This is a genomic window from Pseudomonas sp. P7759 (assembly GCF_013386445.1).
GTDB lineage: Bacteria > Pseudomonadota > Gammaproteobacteria > Pseudomonadales > Pseudomonadaceae > Aquipseudomonas > Aquipseudomonas azotoformans_A.
The window spans coordinates 673,148-690,566 of the sequence record NZ_JACART010000003.1 but is presented as its reverse complement, the minus strand read 5'-3'; the positions used below and the strand labels follow the sequence as shown (position 1 = coordinate 690,566).

17 protein-coding genes are annotated in these 17,419 nt (G+C 60.2%); all 17 read right to left on the bottom strand.

Features of this window, described 5'->3' with window-relative positions:
• Nucleotides 1-390: 390 nt before the first annotated feature.
• The 17 genes from HX823_RS03995 to HX823_RS03915 all read right to left on the bottom strand — a co-directional run bounded on the left by HX823_RS03995 (nt 391) and on the right by HX823_RS03915 (nt 17,411).
• Nucleotides 391-735, bottom strand: a complete 345-nt coding sequence (locus tag HX823_RS03995) for an Hpt domain-containing protein (protein WP_177074169.1) — start codon at nt 733-735, stop codon at nt 391-393.
• A 30-nt stretch (nt 736-765) separates the two neighbouring features.
• Entirely contained in the window at nt 766-2,484 is a 1,719-nt protein-coding gene (locus tag HX823_RS03990; protein WP_177074168.1) for a fused response regulator/phosphatase, read from the bottom strand.
• Nucleotides 2,481-2,786, bottom strand: a complete 306-nt coding sequence (locus HX823_RS03985) for an STAS domain-containing protein (protein WP_038847747.1) — start codon at nt 2,784-2,786, stop codon at nt 2,481-2,483. The genes HX823_RS03990 and HX823_RS03985 overlap by 4 nt, the downstream gene beginning before the upstream one ends.
• Nucleotides 2,787-2,952: 166 nt before the next feature.
• Nucleotides 2,953-3,402 carry a flagellar export protein FliJ gene (fliJ, locus tag HX823_RS03980; RefSeq protein ID WP_028617325.1) on the bottom strand — a complete coding sequence of 150 codons (450 nt, stop codon included), beginning with the start codon at nt 3,400-3,402 and terminating at the stop codon, nt 2,953-2,955.
• A gap of 3 nt (nt 3,403-3,405) precedes the next feature.
• Nucleotides 3,406-4,764, bottom strand: coding sequence for a flagellar protein export ATPase FliI (fliI, locus tag HX823_RS03975; protein ID WP_038847746.1), 1,359 nt, complete (start codon nt 4,762-4,764; stop codon nt 3,406-3,408).
• Nucleotides 4,754-5,518: a flagellar assembly protein FliH gene (gene fliH, locus HX823_RS03970; protein WP_177074167.1), complete on the bottom strand. Its 765-nt coding sequence runs from the start codon at nt 5,516-5,518 to the stop codon at nt 4,754-4,756. Before fliH ends, fliI begins: the two co-directional genes overlap by 11 nt.
• 10 nt (nt 5,519-5,528) lie before the next feature.
• The gene (gene fliG, locus HX823_RS03965; RefSeq protein ID WP_010563975.1) at nt 5,529-6,548 is read right to left on the bottom strand and encodes a flagellar motor switch protein FliG; all 1,020 of its coding nucleotides are present in this window, start codon (nt 6,546-6,548) and stop codon (nt 5,529-5,531) included.
• Nucleotides 6,541-8,319 (bottom strand): flagellar basal-body MS-ring/collar protein FliF, encoded by a 1,779-nt coding sequence (gene fliF / locus HX823_RS03960; protein ID WP_028617328.1) that lies wholly within the window; start codon nt 8,317-8,319, stop codon nt 6,541-6,543. Before fliF ends, fliG begins: the two co-directional genes overlap by 8 nt.
• Before the next feature lie 16 nt (nt 8,320-8,335).
• Nucleotides 8,336-8,665: a flagellar hook-basal body complex protein FliE gene (gene fliE, locus HX823_RS03955; RefSeq protein ID WP_015885194.1), complete on the bottom strand. Its 330-nt coding sequence runs from the start codon at nt 8,663-8,665 to the stop codon at nt 8,336-8,338.
• A 132-nt stretch (nt 8,666-8,797) separates the two neighbouring features.
• Nucleotides 8,798-10,174, bottom strand: coding sequence for a sigma-54 dependent transcriptional regulator (locus HX823_RS03950; protein ID WP_177074166.1), 1,377 nt, complete (start codon nt 10,172-10,174; stop codon nt 8,798-8,800).
• A gap of 7 nt (nt 10,175-10,181) precedes the next feature.
• Nucleotides 10,182-11,393, bottom strand: a complete 1,212-nt coding sequence (locus HX823_RS03945) for a PAS domain-containing sensor histidine kinase (protein ID WP_061449498.1) — start codon at nt 11,391-11,393, stop codon at nt 10,182-10,184.
• Nucleotides 11,394-11,503: 110 nt separating this feature from the next.
• Nucleotides 11,504-12,979, bottom strand: coding sequence for a sigma-54 dependent transcriptional regulator (locus tag HX823_RS03940; RefSeq protein WP_016975634.1), 1,476 nt, complete (start codon nt 12,977-12,979; stop codon nt 11,504-11,506).
• 169 nt (nt 12,980-13,148) lie between these two features.
• Entirely contained in the window at nt 13,149-13,445 is a 297-nt protein-coding gene (fliT, locus tag HX823_RS03935; RefSeq protein WP_028617332.1) for a flagellar protein FliT, read from the bottom strand.
• Between the two features lie 25 nt (nt 13,446-13,470).
• Nucleotides 13,471-13,875: a flagellar export chaperone FliS gene (gene fliS, locus HX823_RS03930; protein WP_021490843.1), complete on the bottom strand. Its 405-nt coding sequence runs from the start codon at nt 13,873-13,875 to the stop codon at nt 13,471-13,473.
• A 139-nt stretch (nt 13,876-14,014) separates the two neighbouring features.
• Nucleotides 14,015-15,418 carry a flagellar filament capping protein FliD gene (gene fliD / locus HX823_RS03925; protein WP_177074165.1) on the bottom strand — a complete coding sequence of 468 codons (1,404 nt, stop codon included), beginning with the start codon at nt 15,416-15,418 and terminating at the stop codon, nt 14,015-14,017.
• A gap of 80 nt (nt 15,419-15,498) precedes the next feature.
• Entirely contained in the window at nt 15,499-15,849 is a 351-nt protein-coding gene (locus HX823_RS03920; RefSeq protein WP_177074164.1) for a flagellar protein FlaG, read from the bottom strand.
• Between the two features lie 74 nt (nt 15,850-15,923).
• Nucleotides 15,924-17,411 (bottom strand): flagellin, encoded by a 1,488-nt coding sequence (locus HX823_RS03915; RefSeq protein ID WP_177074163.1) that lies wholly within the window; start codon nt 17,409-17,411, stop codon nt 15,924-15,926.
• Between the last annotated feature and the right edge of the window lie 8 nt (nt 17,412-17,419).

Here is a 17,419-nt window from a genome sequence, read left to right as displayed (position 1 = left end):
CAAGAGCACAGCGGCCTGACAGCCGGCTTGAGTGGTGTAGAGCAAAGGCAAAGGCAAACGCGGCTCCTACAGAGGACAAAAAACATATCCACGATGCGAAGCGAGTCGCTCTTGATCCTGATCTGAGGCGCCCCGTCAAACACGCTGGCCGAACGCAGGCTTGAATCCGTGGGTAACCCGGCAGGACGCCGGGTTAGCCGCGCTGGGCCAAGGATGGCCCATCGCGGCGGCCCACGGATTCAAGCCGGAGTGAGGGCACACCGAGCCTAGGCGAGGTGCCGAGTGTTGGGGCGGAGCGTTTTTGGTTACTTTTTGCGCTCTTCAAAAAGTGACCCGCTGTAAGAGCGGAACCCTAAGCAGCCGTTACCGCAGCAACGGATATGTACTCAATCAAATCTGAAACCGCTGCCGCTCCGTCTCATACAACGGCTTCACCAACGCAAACTCATGATCAATCTGATCCACCAACGCCCCCAAATCCGCATTGGACTCAACAGACTCAGCCTCCAACCGCTGACACAACTGCGCCAACCTCACCGCCCCAAGGTTCCCACTACTCCCCTTGAAACTATGCGCAATCCGCCCCAACGCCTTCGCATCATCCCGAGCCTTGCGCAACGCCTCGACACGCTTCTGGGAATCATCAAGAAAGGTATCCAGCAACTTCGGATACTCGCCTTCCATGACTTCCTGCAAACCCGACAGCACCTGCGGGTCCAGATGTAGATCAACCACTTGCTCGCTCCTTGATCAAGAATCGGCGGATTATGCCAGAGCCCCCCAGCAAAACTCCACGCACACACTGCGCCCACCATCCGACCAGCCTACATCGCTGCTCAACTGACGTACCAGGCTCAAGCCCCGGCCAGACAGACGGTCGATATCCAGCGGCCGCGCCAGCACCTGCTCCACATCAAACCCCGGACCGCTGTCTTCGATGCGCAAGGTCATCTTCCCACCCGCCGCCGTCGGCACCACCTGCACATGCACCCGGATATACCCGCTGTCGAGCTGCGCCAGGCGGTCATTACGCTGACGGTAATACTCGGCAAACCCCTGGGCATCACGCTTGAGCCGAGAATCCAGGCCTAGTACGCCATGCTCCAGCGCATTCGAATACAGCTCAGCCATGACGCTATACAACGCCCCGCTCTGCTCGCGCAGGCCATGGATCTCCAACAACAGTTGCAGCAGATAGGGCAACGGGTTGTAACGCTTCAAGGTTTCGGCACGGAATTCGAAACTCACCGACCAATCCAGCGGGCACGACTGCCCACTGTCCGCATACAACGGGCCCGAGGCACGCAGAGGCTGGCCAGGCTGCAAGGTGATTTCCACCAGGCTCACGTCATCGCGCACTTCACCGCGAAACGCCGCCAGTGCCTGTTCGATATCTTCAAATAAACGATCAGGCTCGCGATTGGCGGCAAACACCTGCTGCAAACGTTCGGCGCCGAACAGTTGGTCGTTGGCATCGGCGGTATCCAGCACGCCATCGGACAACAGGAACACCCGATCACCCAGGGCCATGGGCCAGACTTCAGTACGATCATCAAAGGCTTCGGCCGATAGCACGCCCAGCGGCAAATGCCGCGATTCCAGCGGCGTGCGTTTGCCGCTGGCGATTTCATGCACGTAGCCTTCGGGCATCCCGCCGTTCCACACCTCCACCACCCGCCGCTGCGTGCTCAGGCACAACAGAGTGGCGCAGCAGAACATGTCCACCGGCAGGATGCGCTTGAGCTTGGCGTTCATCTCGCGCAGGGTCTGCGCCAGTCCGTAGCCCTTGGCCGTCATGCCGTAGAACACTTCAGCCAGGGGCATGGCGCCCACCGCCGCCGGTAGGCCATGGCCAGTGAAGTCGCCGAGCAGCACATGCATATCGCCGGACGGCGTGTAAGCCGCCAGCAGCAGGTCGCCGTTGAACAGCGCATAGGGCGATTGCAGGTAACGGATATTCGGCGCGGCGTTGATACAACCCGAATGCGCAACCTTATCGAACACCGCCTTGGCCACCCGCTGCTCATGCAGAAGATAGTCGTGATGCTTGGCGATCAGGTCGCGCTGTTGCAGGACCGTGGCTTGCAACCGGCGCAGGCGGTCCATGGCGTTGATCTTCGCCGCGAGAATCAGCTGGTTGTAGGGTTTGGGCAGGAAGTCATCACCACCGGCATCCAGGCACTGGGCCAGGGCTTCGCTCTCGCGCAGAGAGGTGAGGAAAATCAGCGGCACCAGCTCTTCGCCCGCCAACTGCTTGATTCGCCGCGCCGCCTCAAAGCCATCCATCACCGGCATCAGCGCGTCCATCAACACCAGTTGCGGGCGCTCACGGGTAAACACTTCGACTGCCTCAGCGCCGTTAGTAGCCGTGAGCACCTGATGACCCTGGCGCCGGATGATGGTCGACAGCAACAGCAGGTCGGCGGCGCTGTCTTCGGCGATCAGGATCGTCAGCGGTTCAAGGACCGGGGCCAGGACGCTCAACTGATGTCGAACAGTTTGTCGAAGTTGGAGATGGCGAGGATCTTGCGCACGTCGGAGTTACTGTTGACTACCCGGACCTCCGCCTCGTCGCCACCGGCGTGGTCACGCAGGAGCAGGAGCATGCCCAAGGCGGAACTGTCCATGTAGGTAGTTTCCTTCAGATCGACGACGTACAACTCGGGCACCTTGTAGAAACGCTCGTAGGCATCACGAAACGTCTGGTGGCTGCCGAAATCGAACCGGCCCTTGACCGCGATCGTCAACTTCTTCCCATCCAGGGATACTTCTGACTCGACTGACATGCGACTGCTTCCTTGTCTTTGGCAATGACACAAGGTTTAGCAGGCGAACCCGATCTGAGCAACACCACAAATCAACTGTGGGAGCGGGCTTGCTCGCGAATACGGTGTGTCAGTTGATATATCTGTGACTGACCCACCGCATTCGCGAGCAAGCCCGCTCCCACATTTAGAACTGGGACTGGCGTGGAAGGCGCTGGGACAGTTCGTCGAGCAGCTTTTGCTCGCGCTTGTCTTCAAGCGCGCGTGCTTCGTCGATATAGCGCTGCACCAGTTTGCGCAGGCCTTCAACCCGGGCAAACGCCGCTTGCCAGCTTTCGCGGGCTTTATCGAGGTTGTTCTGGTGCCAGGCCAGGCTTTGGCGCTGCTGGCCGACGGCCGTTTCCAGTTGGTTGAGAAAGCCCTGGTAGCCCATCAGCCATTGGCCGGACACACCTTTAGAGCCCCGCTCGATCCACTGCTGCTGGTACTCGCCGCGAAAGCGCTCGAGGTCGCCCAGCTTGCTTTCCGCCAAGCGCACCTGGCCCTGGAAGTAACCCAGGCGCTGCACGGCGGTTTTCTCGGCCTTTTCGGCCATGTCCACCACCGGTGCCAGGCGCGCGGCGCGGCTGTTGGCCATGGCTTAGCCGCCCGGCGCCGGGGCGAAGATCGACTGCAGGTGCGCTTCGCTTTCGCCCATGCTGATCTTGTCGTTGAGGCCCTGGCGCAGGTAGGTCACCAACTGCGGTTGCAGGGCGATGGCCAGGTCGGTGTCGCGATCGCCGCCCGCCACGTAGGCGCCGACGCTGATCAGGTCGCGGCTCTGTTGATAGCGCGACCACAACTGCTTGAACTGTTGTGCGCGGATCATGTGTTCCGGCGTCACCACCGCCGGCATCACCCGGCTGATGGACGCTTCGATATCGATGGCCGGATAGTGCCCTTCTTCAGCCAAGCGCCGCGACAGCACGATGTGACCGTCGAGCACGCCCCGCGCCGAGTCGGCAATCGGGTCCTGCTGGTCATCGCCTTCGGACAGCACGGTATAGAACGCGGTGATCGAGCCGCCCCCGGCTTCGGCGTTACCGGCACGCTCCACCAGTTTGGGCAGCTTGGCGAACACCGACGGCGGATAGCCCTTGGTGGCCGGCGGCTCACCGATGGCCAGGGCAATTTCCCGCTGGGCCTGGGCGAAACGTGTGAGCGAGTCCATCAGCAACAGGACGTTCTTGCCCTTGTCGCGGAAATATTCGGCGATGCGCGTGCAGTACATGGCGGCGCGCAGGCGCATCAGCGGTGCATCGTCCGCTGGAGACGCGACGACGACCGAGCGCTTGAGGCCTTCTTCACCCAGGCTGTGCTCGATGAATTCCTTCACCTCGCGGCCCCGCTCACCGATCAGCCCGACCACGATGATGTCGGCCTCGGTAAAACGCGTCATCATGCCCAGCAGTACTGATTTACCTACGCCGGTACCGGCAAACAGGCCCAGACGCTGGCCACGGCCGACCGTCAATAATCCGTTGATGCTGCGAATGCCCACGTCCAGCGGCACGCTGATGGGGTTACGGTTGAGCGGGTTGATGGTGGGGCCGTCCATCGGCACCCAGTCTTCGGCTTTCATGCCACCTTTGCCATCCAGCGCGCGACCGGCGCCGTCAAGCACGCGGCCGAGCATGCTCATGCCCATCGGCAGGCGGCCGGTGTCGGCCAAGGGCACCACGCGGGCGCCGGGGGCAATGCCCGCCAAACTGCCCACGGGCATCAGGAAAATCTTGCTGCCGGAAAAGCCCATTACCTCGGCTTCGACCTGCACCGGGTGATAGCTGTCGTCGTTGATCACCATGCAGCGGCTGCCCATGGCGGCGCGCAGGCCCTCGGCTTCGAGGGTCAGGCCGACCATGCGCAGCAGGCGTCCTTCAAGGATCGGCTGGCCAGGCAACTCGGTGGCTTCGGCGTAACCACTCAGGCGCTTGGCGAAGCTGGTGCGATCAAGGCGCATCAGGGGCGTCCAGGTCCAGGCTGAGGTCCGGCTCTGCCGGGTTCAATACCTGCTCGTGGGCCTGGTCCAGCAGCTTGGCCATGATCTGGCTTATGCGGGTTTCCACCGTGGCATCAATACGACTGTGCTCGGTCTCGACGCGGCAACCACCGGGTTGCAGCGACGCGTCCTCGACGATGCGCCAGGTTTCTTCATGGCGCTCGCGCAGGGCTTTGACCTGTTCGAAATCCTGCGGATTGATGTACAGCCGTACATTGCCGACGCCCAGGGGCAGCAGCTTGAGAGCTTCGCGCATCACGCTTTCGATATGGCTGGAGTCCAGCACCAACTCGCGTTGGATCACCTGGCGGGCGATGTGCTGCACCAACTCGACCATGGCTTTTTCGATCTGCGAGTCCTGCTCGCCGATGGGGTCGAACAGCCCGCCCATCAAGCGCTCCAGGCTGGCCAACTTGACGCTCAGCGCCTCCTCGGCTTCCTGGCGGACCTTGAGGGTGGTGCTGCGAAAACCATCTTTTTCACCCGCCGCGAAGCCCTCGTTGTAAGCCTCCTGGCGGATCGCTTCCAACTCTTCCAGGGTCAGTGGCTGGACTTCATCCAGCGGCACTTCTTCCATTTCCGCCGGTGGCTCTTCAACCGGTTCAGGCTCGGGCTCGGGCACATGCGGATCGAAGCTGGGCAACGACCAGATGTCGAACCCACCGACGTCCCGTGCGCGAATCAGATCGCTGGGCGCCTCATCTTTGTTCGACATGAGAGGCGCCTTAGATCATTTCTTCGCCGCCCTTCCCGCCGAGAACGATTTCTCCGGCTTCGGCCATACGGCGGGCAATGGTGAGGATTTCTTTCTGCGCGGTTTCCACGTCGCTGACGCGTACCGGGCCTTTGGCTTCCAGGTCGTCGCGCAACAGTTCCGAGGCACGCTTGGACATGTTCTTGAAGATCTTTTCCTTGACGCCTTCGTCCGACCCCTTGAGGGCCAGCACCAGCACGTCGGAGGACACTTCGCGCAGCAACGCCTGGATGCCACGGTCGTCGACATCGGAGAGGTTGTTGAACACGAACATGAGGTCTTCGATCTGGCCGGACAGGGTGTCGTCGATCTCGCGGATCGAGTCCATCAACTGGCCTTCGACCGAGCTGTCGAGGAAGTTCATGATGTCGGCCGCGCGCTTGATACCGCCCAGGGTGGTGCGCGAGGCATTCGAGTTGCCGGAGAACTGCTTCTCCAGAATCGTGTTGAGTTCTTTCAGGGCCGCCGGCTGCACGGTGTTAAGCGACGACACGCGCAGGATGATGTCCAGGCGCACTTTATGGTCGAAGTGGCCGAGCACTTCACCGGCCTGGTCCGGGTCGAGGTAAGCCACCACGATCGCCTGGATCTGCGGGTGCTCGTAGCGGATCACGTCGGCCACGGCGCGCGGTTCCATCCATTTCAGGCTGTCGAGGCCGCTGGTATTGCCACCCAGTAAGATGCGGTCGATCAGGCCGTTGGCCTTGTCTTCGCCCAGGGCCGAGGTGAGCATCTTGCGGATGTAGCTGTCGGAGCCGACGCCCAGGCTGGTCTGGTCGCCGACGATCTCGACGAACTCGCTCATCACCTGCTCGACTTGCTCGCGGTGCACATTGCGCATCTGCGCCATGGCCACGCCGACACGCTGAACCTCTTTAGGGCCCATGTGGCGCAGCACTTGGGCGGCGTCGGTTTCACCCAGGGACAGTAGCAAGACTGCGGCTTTGTCGACCTTGGTGAGCTTGGCAACAGCGGCTCGATTATCACTCATCTGCGTTGATCCACTCTTTCACGACCTGGGCCACACGGCCCGGGTCTTCTGCCACCAGACTCTTGATTGCGTTCAGCTGAGCGTCGTAACCCTCGCTCGGGCTTGGCAACAGGATGCTTTGCGGGCCGCCGAGGCTCACGCGGTCGTTGGCCAGTTCGCCGTCCAGGCCGCCCATGCCACCCAATTCCACGTCGCCACCGGCCAGGGCCAGCTGTTTCTTGCCGTTGCCGGTGATGTTGTTGAGCACCGGGCGCAGTACGCCAAACACCAGCACCAGGATGAACAACACGCCCAACACTTGCTTGACGATGTCCCAGAACCACGGCTGCGAGTAGAACGACGGTTCAGCGATCACTTCGCCACGCTCGGCGGAGAACGGCATGTTGATCACGCTGACGCTGTCACCCCGACTGGCGTCAAAACCCACAGCGTCCTGCACCAGGCGAGTGAAGCGCGCCAATTCGTCGGCGGTCCAGGGGGCACGGGTAACGGCGCCGTCAGCGGCATTGACCTTGACTTGGTCATCCACCACCACCGACACCGACAGGCGATTGACGCGACCCTGTTGCTGCTTGGTGTGGCTGATGGAGCGGTCGAGTTCGAAGTTCTTGGTGGACTGGTTACGCTTGTCCGCCGGGTACGGGGCCAGCATCGGCTGGCCGGTGGCCGGGTCCATGATCTGCTGGCCGTTGGCGTCCAACAATGGCTGGCCTGGCTGGATCGCGCCAGCGCTGGCAGTAGCGCCACCGGTGGTTTGCGGCGCAGAGGCCGGGGCTGGCGGCTGGTTGCTCAGGGCACCCGGCACACCTTGCGGCGGGCCATTGGCGGCGGTGCGTTGTTCGCTGGTGGACTGTTCGCTGCGCAAAGCAGGCTGGTCCGGATTGAACTGCTCGGAGGTCGACTCGACGGCGCTGAAATCCACATCGGCCGACACTTCAGCCTTGTAGCGATCGTTGCCCAGCACCGGTTGCAGGATGTTGTGCACACGCTGGGTGAGCATGCTTTCGACGCGGCGGCTGTAGTCAAACTGCTTGCCGGCTTGAGTCAGCGCGGAGTTTTCGCCCTGATCGGACAGCAGGTTGCCCTTCTGGTCGACCACCGTGATCTGCGACTTGCTGAGTTCTGGCACGCTGGTAGCGACCAGGTTGACGATCGCCAGGACCTGACCAGGCTCCAGGGAGCGGCCGGCAAACAGCTCAACCAAGACCGAAGCGCTTGGCTTGCGCTCGTCGCGCACAAATACCGAGCTTTTCGGAATGGCCAGGTGCACGCGGGCACCCTTGACGTTGTTCAGGCTGGAGATGGTGCGCGCCAGTTCGCCTTCCAGGCCACGACGGTAGCGGGTGGCTTCCATGAACTGGCTGGTGCCCAGGCCCTGGTCCTTGTCGAGGATCTCGAAACCGATGTTGCTGTCGGACGGGGTCACGCCGGCGGCGGCGAGTTTCATGCGCGCACGGGCCACGTCGTCGGCCTTGACCAGCAGGGCCCCGGAGTTGGGTTCCACGGTGTAGGCGATGTCGGCGGCGGCCAGGGTTTCCATGATCTGCTTGGAATCCATGCCCGCCAGGCTGCCGTACAGCGGCCGGTAATCAGGTTGCTGCGACCACAACACCACGGCAAAACCAATCGCCACGCTGGCCGCCAGGCCGACCATCAGGCCCACCTGACGCAGCATGGTCATTTCGGAGAGGTTTTCCAGGAACGACAGGCCAAACAGCGGCGGCTTGCCGTCTGCCTTGGCGGGTGCGTTGTCCACGACTGCTTCTGCCATGACTTAAATCTCGTCCTTAAACCGGCATCTGCATGATGTCTTGGTAGGCCTGAACCAGCTTGTTACGCACTTGGGTCAGGGCCTGGAAGGAAACGCTGGCTTTTTGCGAGGCGACCATCACATCGGTGAGGTCCACGCCGCTTTTGCCGATTTCAAAGGCGTTGGCCAACTGGCTGGAGGCTTGCTGGGTGTCACTGACTTTGTTGATGGCCTGGCCGAGCATGTCGGCAAAGCTGCTTTGGCCCAATTCCGGCGCTGGCGCGACGGATTTCGGCTGAGCCATGGCATCCATTTGCATGGAGCGCATATCCAACATCAACCGATTGAACTCAATACCCTGGCTCATGAACTTCTCTCTCCGACAACCCGCATGTTTTTTGACGCTACGCCGCAATTACTAGGGGAGGTAGCAACAAGGGTGCCAGCTCTGTACCAACTCGTAAGAAAAGGCGACAAACCTTGTCGACCTTGTTACCGGTTATGTGGCGAACAGATACGCTTCCACATCCATCCCGGCATCGCGCATCTGCGCCAGCTTGTAGCGCAAGGTGCGCGGGCTTATCCCTAAGCGTTCGGCAGCCTCTTTGCGACGACCGCGCTCAGAGCGCAGGGTGTCGATGATCATTTGAAATTCACGGCGACGCAGGTCGTCGCCCAGGGCGCCAGCGGTCTCGGTTTCGACCACCCCGGGCGCCGGCGCCAAGGTCGGCAGCGGCGCAGCACCACTGCCCATGGCCAAGCAAAAATCCTGGGGCTGGATCAGCCCGCCCTGTTGCAGGATCAGCGCGCGCTGGATGGCGTTGTCCAATTCCCGCACGTTACCGGGCCACGGATAGCCGATCAGGCACGCCTGAGCCTCGGCCGACAGGCGCGCCTGGGCATGCTTCATTTTTTTGACGTGGTTGTTCAGCAGGCGCTCGGCCAGCGGAATGATATCTGCCGGGCGCTCGCGCAACGGGCGCCAGGCCAGCGGGAACACCGAGAGCCGGTAGAACAAGTCTTCACGGAAACGCCCCGCCGCCACTTCGCCCGCCAGGTCGCGGTTGGTGGTGGCGACCACGCGGATATCCAACTGGATCGGCTTACGCGCGCCGACGCGCTCAACCTCACGCTCCTGCAGCACCCGCAGCAACTTGGCTTGCAGGCCCAGGGGCATTTCCGAAATCTCATCGAGCAGGATGGTGCCGCCGTCGGCCTGTTCAAACTTGCCTGCCTGGGCCGCGATGGCGCCGGTGAAGGAGCCCTTTTCATGGCCGAACAGCGTGGCTTCAAGCATGTTGTCGGGGATCGCCGCGCAATTGATCGCGATAAACGGCTGCTTGGCGCGGGTCGATTGCTGGTGGATATAACGCGCCAGCACCTCCTTGCCGGTGCCGGACTCGCCGGAAATCAACACAGTGGAATCGCTGCGCGCCACGCGGGCCGCCAGCTCCAGCAATTGTGCGCTGGCCGGCTCGAAGGCAATCGGGCCTTCGCCTTCACTGGCCGAGATCACGCCCAAGGCATGCCGCGCGACCAGTTCGATCAGCGCTTTAGGTTCGAAGGGTTTGACCAGGTAATCCGCCGCACCTTGACGCATGGCGTCGACCGCACGCTCAACGGCGCCATGGGCAGTCATCAGCAACACCGGCAACTGCGGCTGACGCGCACGCAGCAGGCCGAGCAACTGGTGGCCGTCCATGCCGGGCATGTTGACGTCACTGACCACCAGGCTGAAGGACTCCTGCTCCACCGCCTCCAAGGCGTCCTCGGCAGAACCGACCGCCCGGTAGTCATGGCCCGCCAACAGCAGCGTGTCAGCCAATGCTTCACGCAGGGCGCGATCGTCTTCCACCAACAGAACCTTGATAGCCATAACCTTTCTACTCCGCGCTTGCCGCGCTGGAAAACAGCGGCAAGGTCATCAATGCACAGGTGCCACGCCCAACGCGGGAATGCAGTTGCAATTCTCCCTGATGGGCACGTGCCACTGCCTTGACCACGGTCAGGCCCAGGCCCGTACCGTTGGTCTTGGTGGTGAAAAACGGTTCGCCCAGGCGCTGCAACACAGCGGGCTCGATACCACTGCCGCTGTCGCTGATGCACAGGCGCAGGTTTTGCCCACGGTTGTACAGGTGCACCTTGAGCCGCGCGCCGGGGCCGCTGGCCTGGGTGGCGTTTTCGATCAGGTTGAGTAGCGAACCCACCAGCGTGTCGCGGTTGCACAGCAACTCACCGAGATGGCTGTCGCACTGCCAGCGCACCTGGACGTCCTGGATATGGGTGGCGGCGGCCGCTTGCAGGGCCTGCATCAACGCGGACGGCGTGATGCGGTCGGTGAGCGGCAATTCGCCACGGGCAAACACCAGCATGTCGCGCACCTGGTGCTCCAACTCATGCAGGCGCTCCTTGAGGCGACCGGCAAACCGTTGATGGGTGGCCGCGGGCAATTGCTCATCAGTCAAATGACTGGCGTAGATCAGGGCAGCCGACAGCGGCGTGCGGATCTGATGCGCCAAAGAAGCGACCATGCGCCCCAGGGAAGACAAACGCTCATGCCGCGCCAACTGGTCTTGCAGGTGACGGGTTTCAGTCAGGTCGTTGAGCAGCACCAGTTGGCCCGGCTCCGCGTCTAGGGAACGGGTGGCGATGGACAAACGGCGGCCATCCTTCAGGGAGATTTCGTGACCGTCATCTTCACGGGGCGCAAAGCAGCGGGTGATGACATGCCGCCACAGCTCGCCTTCCAGCGGCAGGCCAAGCATGTCGCAGGCAGCCGGGTTGGCTTCGCGCACACGGCCTTCTTCGTCGATGACAATCACACCGCCAGGCAGCAGTGACAGCAGATTTTGCAGACGGTTGGCCAGGCGCTCTTTCTCGGCCAGCTCTTCCATGCGCTGGGCACTGACCACCGCCAACTCGCCTTTCAGCTCGGACACCCGGGCTTCAAGCAGGCTGTAGGAATCGGTCAATTGGCTGGACATCTGGTTGAACAGCGAAAAGGCCTGTTCCAGGCCCTGGCGACTTTGCTGTTCTACAGAAGGAACCAGCCCCGCAATGGCAGGACTGGAAGAATGTTGGGCGGCGTGGGGCATCATGCTCTCTCGCTTGGCTGACCGTCAGTTAAACGGAACGTTGCGAGGGCTGTAGCAATACCCGTGCCTAAAAAAATAGGCTTAGTTTTCAGTCAGTTGAAAAACAGGCGTCAATCATCCGCCTGTTCATCACCTTCTTTGCGGCTCATACCGTACTTGCGCATCTTCTCCACCAGGGTGGTGCGACGAATACGCAGGCGCTCGGCGGCACGGGCGACGATGCCGTTGGCGTCGTCCAGGGCCTGTTGGATCAGGCCTTGTTCCAGGTTGCCGAGGTAGTCCTTCAGGTCCAGGCCTTCAGGCGGCAACATGGCCGTGTTGCTGAAGTCCGGAGCATGACCATTGATGGCCACCCGTTCTTCCATGTCACTGCGCAGGCTGTCGACCAGTTGCTCGTCTTCGTCGTCGACATAACGGAATTTTTTTGGCAGTTCGACCACGCCGATTACACCGTAGGGGTGCATGATCGCCATGCGCTCCACCAGGTTGGCCAGCTCGCGCACGTTGCCCGGCCAGCCGTGGCGGCACAGGGACATGATCGCGGCGGAGTTGAAGCGGATCGAACCGCGCTTCTCGTGCTCCATGCGCGAGATCAGTTCGTTCATCAGCAGCGGGATGTCTTCCACGCGCTCGCGCAGCGGGGCCATCTCGATCGGGAATACGTTGAGGCGGTAGTACAGGTCTTCGCGGAAGCTGCCGACCTCGATCATGCTTTCGAGGTTCTTGTGGGTGGCCGCGATGATGCGTACGTCGACACTCTGGGTCTTGTTGCTGCCCACGCGCTCGAAGGTACGCTCCTGCAGCACACGCAGCAGCTTGACCTGCATCGGCAGCGGCATGTCGCCGATTTCGTCGAGGAACAGCGTGCCGCCGTTGGCCAACTCGAAACGACCGGCACGGCTGGTGATCGCGCCGGTGAAGGCACCCTTCTCGTGGCCGAACAGTTCGCTTTCCAGCAGTTCTGCCGGGATCGCCCCGCAGTTGACCGGCACAAATGGCCCGTCGCGGCGCTTGGAGTGGTAATGCAGGTTGCGCGCGACCACTTCCTTGCCGGTGCCGGACTCGCCGAGGATCAGCACGCTGGCGTCGGTGTCGGCCACTTGCTGCATCATCTGACGCACGTGCTGGATGGCGCGGCTGGTGCCGACCAGGCTGCGGAACAGGTTGGGTTCGCGATGGCGACCGCGCTCGCGGGCTTGGTCGTACATCTCGCGGTAGACCTGGGCACGGTGCAGGGAGTCGAGCAATTTGCTGTAGCTGGGCGGCATTTCCAGGGTGGAAAGTACCCGGCGGCGCTGGTCTTCGGGCAGGTCGACGGAAGAAATATCGCCCATCAGCAACACGGGAAGGAACTCATCCCAGGTTGACAGTGTCTTTAACAAGCCCAAAACAGCGCCAGGAGCGTTTACCGTCCCGATCAGCACACAAATGACTTCACGGCTCGATGACAATGAGCTGACCGCCTGCTGCCAATCATGGCTGCCGCAGGGCAGATTTTCTTCGCCAAGAAAATTCAAAATCACCGCTAAATCGCGGCGGCGGACGCTATCGTCATCAATCAGCAGAATTTTGGTTTCACGCCACATGCAATAGCAACTTCCCTAGTAAAACTTCCTGCCCAGGAATGCGGGCAATCGAGACACTTGTAAGATTAATTACTTACTAGACGTCTGAAATCTGAAAACAGCACTAGTTAAGTCAAAAATGCTGGCACAGTCAAATATATGACGCACCGATCGGACCAACTGACGCTTTTCAGCCGAACAGATGGTAAACCTTTGACGCATTTTTCGCTTGGTTGATCTGCGACATCTCTTCGAAAATCGCCTGGCGTTCGCCAGTCGTCACCTCAAGCAACTGCTGATAAACCGCCAGCAAGCTCTCAAGCTTTTCACGCAACGCATCCTCATCGACCGGCGCTTCACTGAGCACCTGCTCGATGACGTCGCGACAGCCCATGTCCAGCTCGCCGATGGCGTCCCAGTTACGGTCCGCCAGCGCGCCCATCAGCGCCTCACGGGTTTCATCAATGCGTTGCAATGCTTGGCTCATGACGTATTCCTCAAGGCCGATGGCCTTACTCTGCTGCGCCTTGTGGCGCGCCGATGGCATCCCAGCCTTCTTTTACGGTAATCATCAAACGCGCCACTTCGTCGATCATGTCGGCGTCGTTGTGCAGGTTGGCTTCCATAAGACGGTTGGTCATGTACGCGTACAGACTCTCCAGTTGCTGGACGTAAGCCGGGTTGTCACTCTTTTCCGCATCCAGGCCGTCACGCAGGCCGATCACGATGTCGATTGCCTTGCCGAGCATCAGGCCCTTGGTCGCGATGTCGCCGCGCGCCAAAGCGCCTTTGGCCTGGGCCATGCGGTCGAGGCCGCCTTCCATCAGCATCTGCACCAGACGATGAGGGCTGGCTTCGGAGATCTGAGCATGGGAATTGACCTTCTGGTATTGGCGAAGGGCTCTCATGGGATTCATGTTTCTACCTCGTGACAGGCGACAGCGAAAAGGGTTTCAGTAACCAATATGTCGACTGGGTCGCAAAAAGCTTTAGCGCCAGTCGTCCTCCGATACAAAAAGGCCAGGCAGGTTGCCTGGCCTTTTGCGTCAGTTGGAATCAACTGTTGGTTTTGGGGTTGTTCAAGGCGTTGAGCGTGGTCATGACGCTGGTGCTTTGTTGGCGCAATTGGGCGACCAGTGTGTCCATGGCATTGTACTTGTCGGACAGGCTCTTGGTCAGCAGGTCCATGCGCTCGTTCAAGGTTTCCTGCTGCTTGCCCAGGTCTTTCAAGCTGTCAGACAGCGAGGTAGAACGCGTGGCCAAGACGCCCGTGGTTGCCTTGGCGAAGTCATCGGTCGCGCTTTTCATGCGCGCCAGCATGCCGTTCTTGCCACTGAACATACTGTTAATGTCGGCCGCATTGGTTTTAACCGCCGCATCCCACTTTTTATCATCAATGGTCAACAAACCGGTGGTGGAGCTGGTACTCACACCGAATTGAGCCAAGGATTTGAATGTACCGGTCCCCGACAACGTGTTGAACTCATTGCGAATGGCAGCCTGCAGCGAACGCATGGTCGAATCGCCTGTCAGGGCTGCAGGCGTGGTGCTGCCATCCAGGTTCTTGGTGACCTTGGTTTCGGCATTCATCGCAGTAATCAGAGCGTTATAGGTATCGATGAAACCTTTGACTCCGGACTTCAGCGCAGCGTTATTGGTGCTGACCGTGATAAGCGTGGCATTTCGCTCGGGATTTACAGCGGTATCGCCAGCGGTTTTCAGCGCGGACACCGACACCAACTTGATATTCACACCACTAAGAGCACCTTCGATGTTGTTGGTCTTGGACACAGACGCAACGCCATCGATTGTGTATAGCGCGTCCAACGGCTTATCAACGACCGTAGACCCGGCATCCAAACCCGAGTTGCCCGACAACTTAAGGTCCGAACCCGTACCCATGGTGGTAGAAGTCAGGATCAGCCGCGAGCCGTTGGAGTCGGTCTGGATGTTAGCACTCAAGCCGGACGTGCCGAACTGCGTGTTGATCGAGTCACGCACTTGCTGCAGGGTCGCGCCCGCAGGGATGTTTACGTCGTAATCCTTGCCCGATTGCGAGATCGTCAGCGTCGTCGGCTTGTCAGTAGCGTTCACCACCGTCGACGTGCCACCAGCGAAATTCTTCGTCGACAACTTGGACGCCTGGGCCAACTGGTTGACCACCAGCCGGAAGCTGCCGTTGGACGCCGTGTTGCTAGCCGTCATGGTCGCAACTTTTTCATCCGAGGACGAACCCGTCAAACCGCTGAAACTGGAGTTGGCCGTCATGTTGTCCAGCGCGCCGCGGAAGGCATCCAGCGCCGCCTGAATCTTGCCGATCGAAGACAGCGTGGTGGTCGCCTTCTGGGACGCGGTATTGATCTGCGTCTGCTTGGGCACCTTTTCGGCGTCCACCAAGGACTTCACGATCGCTTGCGTATCGATGTTCGAACCGATACCACTTACCGTTGAACCCGCCATCATCTATCTCCTGTTCGGTGGCTGCCGTTATCTTGACTGTTGACGCATCAAGACCAGACAGCAACAAGTTTCATGCCAGCTCACGCTTTGTCGTCAAACAACACGTTGCTTGCGCTGGAAAGGCTCTGCGCCAGTTTCAATGCGGTTTCCGACGGAATCTGGCGAATCACTTCACCATTGTCGGTATTGATGACCTTGACCACCACACGGTGGGTGGAATCATCAATGGAAAAATCCAGGCTGCGCTGGGCAGCTTGTACGAATTCGCGAATATCCGTGACTGCTTTTTCCAGGTCCGCGCGCTCAGGCTGTTTGCCAATGGCGGGTGTTTCCTGGACGTTGTTGATGCTTTTGTCGGCAGTTACCGGTGCTGGTGCGCTTTGAGGTGCAACCGGCGGATAAGACTGGTTCAGCTTCACACTCATGTCCATGTCCAATCTCCTCTAAACCGAAAAAACGGAAGGGCACGTAGACGCGCCCTTCCGTTAGTTACCAAGCGCCGGGATTACTGAAGCAGCTTCAGTACAGCGGATGGCAGCTGGTTAGCCTGCGACAGGATCGCGGTGGAAGCCGATTGCAGGGTTTGTTGCTTGGTCAGTTCGGCGGTTTCGGAAGCGAAGTCGACGTCCTGAACGGTGGAACGTGCAGCGGTGGAGTTCTTCTGAATGTTCTGCAGGTTGTCTGCAGTGGTAGTCAGACGGTTCTGGGTAGCACCCAGGCCCGAACGCACGCTGTCGATGGTGCCGATGGCCTTGTCGATAACGGACAGGGCGTTTTGCGCGTTGTAAGCGTCAGTCACGTCGGTTTCAGCAACGGTGGTCTTCTGGGAAGACACGTCAGCTGCGCCGAACAGTGGAGTCGCGCTTGCATCGGCAATGGCGTAGCCTTTGGACGAATCCAGCGAAACTTGGCCAGTAGCAACAGTAACAGTACCCACGGTGCCCGACAGAGCAGTTGGCGCTTCAGCAGTGCCACCAGCGTTCATTGCGTACTTGCCGTTACCGTCTTTAACGTTTACGGAGATCGCGGCGCCGCCGGTGTCGCTCTTGAAGGACAGGTTTTCGCCGGTGTCAGATTTGACTTCCAGGGTGCCTTTAGCTTCATCATAGTTGACGCTGATGCCCAATTTTGCAGCGTTGGATTTCAGTTGGTCAGCCAAACCAGCGGTGTCGGTCACACCTACAAATTTAACAGTGGCTTTACCCACGGTCAGTTCGAAGTTGGCAGGTACGCCAGCGGTTGGAGTTGGAAGTGTAGTTGGATCGCCCTTAGTCAGAGTCTCGTTGACCGAGAATTTGACTTCAGTGCTGGCAGTAGCGCTGAGGCCACCGATGGCGCCGTTCAGGCCAGCAGCGATGGTCTTGGCCGAGTCGCCAACCTTGACATCAACTTTGCCAGTCTGGCCGTTACCGGTAACGTTCAGAGTAGTTGCCGCAATGCCAGTCGCGTTCAGTGCGATTTTGCTCGACTTGATCTGCTGCGAACCAATGTTCTGGGCCGAAACGTTTTCCAGGCTCAGGTTGATGGTTTCGTTGGCGTTGGCGCCAACCTGGATAGCTTTGGTACCGTACGAACCGTCCAGCAACTTCTGGCCACCGAAAGTGGTGGTGTTGGAGATACGGGTCAGTTCCGAAGTCAGAGCCTGGTATTCGTCGTTGTTCGATTTACGGTCGTCAGCGCTCAGGGAACCGGTAGCGGAAGACAGAGCCAGGGTACGCATTTTTTGCAGGATGTCGGTCGAAGCCTGCATCGCGCCTTCAGCGGTCTGAGCGATGGAGATACCATCGTTCACGTTTTTGACTGCTTGGCCCAGGCCGTTGATTTGGCTGGTCAGGCGGTTAGCGATCTGCAGGCCGGCAGCGTCGTCTTTAGCGCTGTTGATACGCAGGCCGGAAGACAGGCGCTGCATGGAAGTGGCCAGGGCGCCGCCAGCTTTGTTCAGGTTGCCCTGAGTAGTGATGGAAGCAATGTTGGTGTTTACTGTTAAAGCCATGACGAAAT

Bases quoted from the DNA above. Each gene is read 5' to 3' on its own strand.
- HX823_RS03945 (WP_061449498.1), bottom strand. From the start codon at position 11,393: ATGCCCCACGCCGCCCAACATTCTTCCAGTCCTGCCATTGCGGGGCTG.
- fliE (WP_015885194.1), bottom strand. From the start codon at position 8,665: ATGAGCCAGGGTATTGAGTTCAATCGGTTGATGTTGGATATGCGCTCC.
- fliI (WP_038847746.1), bottom strand. From the start codon at position 4,764: ATGCGCCTTGATCGCACCAGCTTCGCCAAGCGCCTGAGTGGTTACGCC.
- fliJ (WP_028617325.1), bottom strand. From the start codon at position 3,402: ATGGCCAACAGCCGCGCCGCGCGCCTGGCACCGGTGGTGGACATGGCC.
- fliF (WP_028617328.1), bottom strand. From the start codon at position 8,319: ATGGCAGAAGCAGTCGTGGACAACGCACCCGCCAAGGCAGACGGCAAG.
- fliT (WP_028617332.1), bottom strand. From the start codon at position 13,445: ATGAGCCAAGCATTGCAACGCATTGATGAAACCCGTGAGGCGCTGATG.
- HX823_RS03920 (WP_177074164.1), bottom strand. From the start codon at position 15,849: ATGGACATGAGTGTGAAGCTGAACCAGTCTTATCCGCCGGTTGCACCT.
- HX823_RS03915 (WP_177074163.1), bottom strand. From the start codon at position 17,411: ATGGCTTTAACAGTAAACACCAACATTGCTTCCATCACTACTCAGGGC.
- HX823_RS03940 (WP_016975634.1), bottom strand. From the start codon at position 12,979: ATGTGGCGTGAAACCAAAATTCTGCTGATTGATGACGATAGCGTCCGC.
- fliH (WP_177074167.1), bottom strand. From the start codon at position 5,518: ATGTCGAACAAAGATGAGGCGCCCAGCGATCTGATTCGCGCACGGGAC.
- fliG (WP_010563975.1), bottom strand. From the start codon at position 6,548: ATGAGTGATAATCGAGCCGCTGTTGCCAAGCTCACCAAGGTCGACAAA.
- fliS (WP_021490843.1), bottom strand. From the start codon at position 13,875: ATGAATCCCATGAGAGCCCTTCGCCAATACCAGAAGGTCAATTCCCAT.
- HX823_RS03985 (WP_038847747.1), bottom strand. From the start codon at position 2,786: ATGTCAGTCGAGTCAGAAGTATCCCTGGATGGGAAGAAGTTGACGATC.
- fliD (WP_177074165.1), bottom strand. From the start codon at position 15,418: ATGGCGGGTTCAACGGTAAGTGGTATCGGTTCGAACATCGATACGCAA.
- HX823_RS03950 (WP_177074166.1), bottom strand. From the start codon at position 10,174: ATGGCTATCAAGGTTCTGTTGGTGGAAGACGATCGCGCCCTGCGTGAA.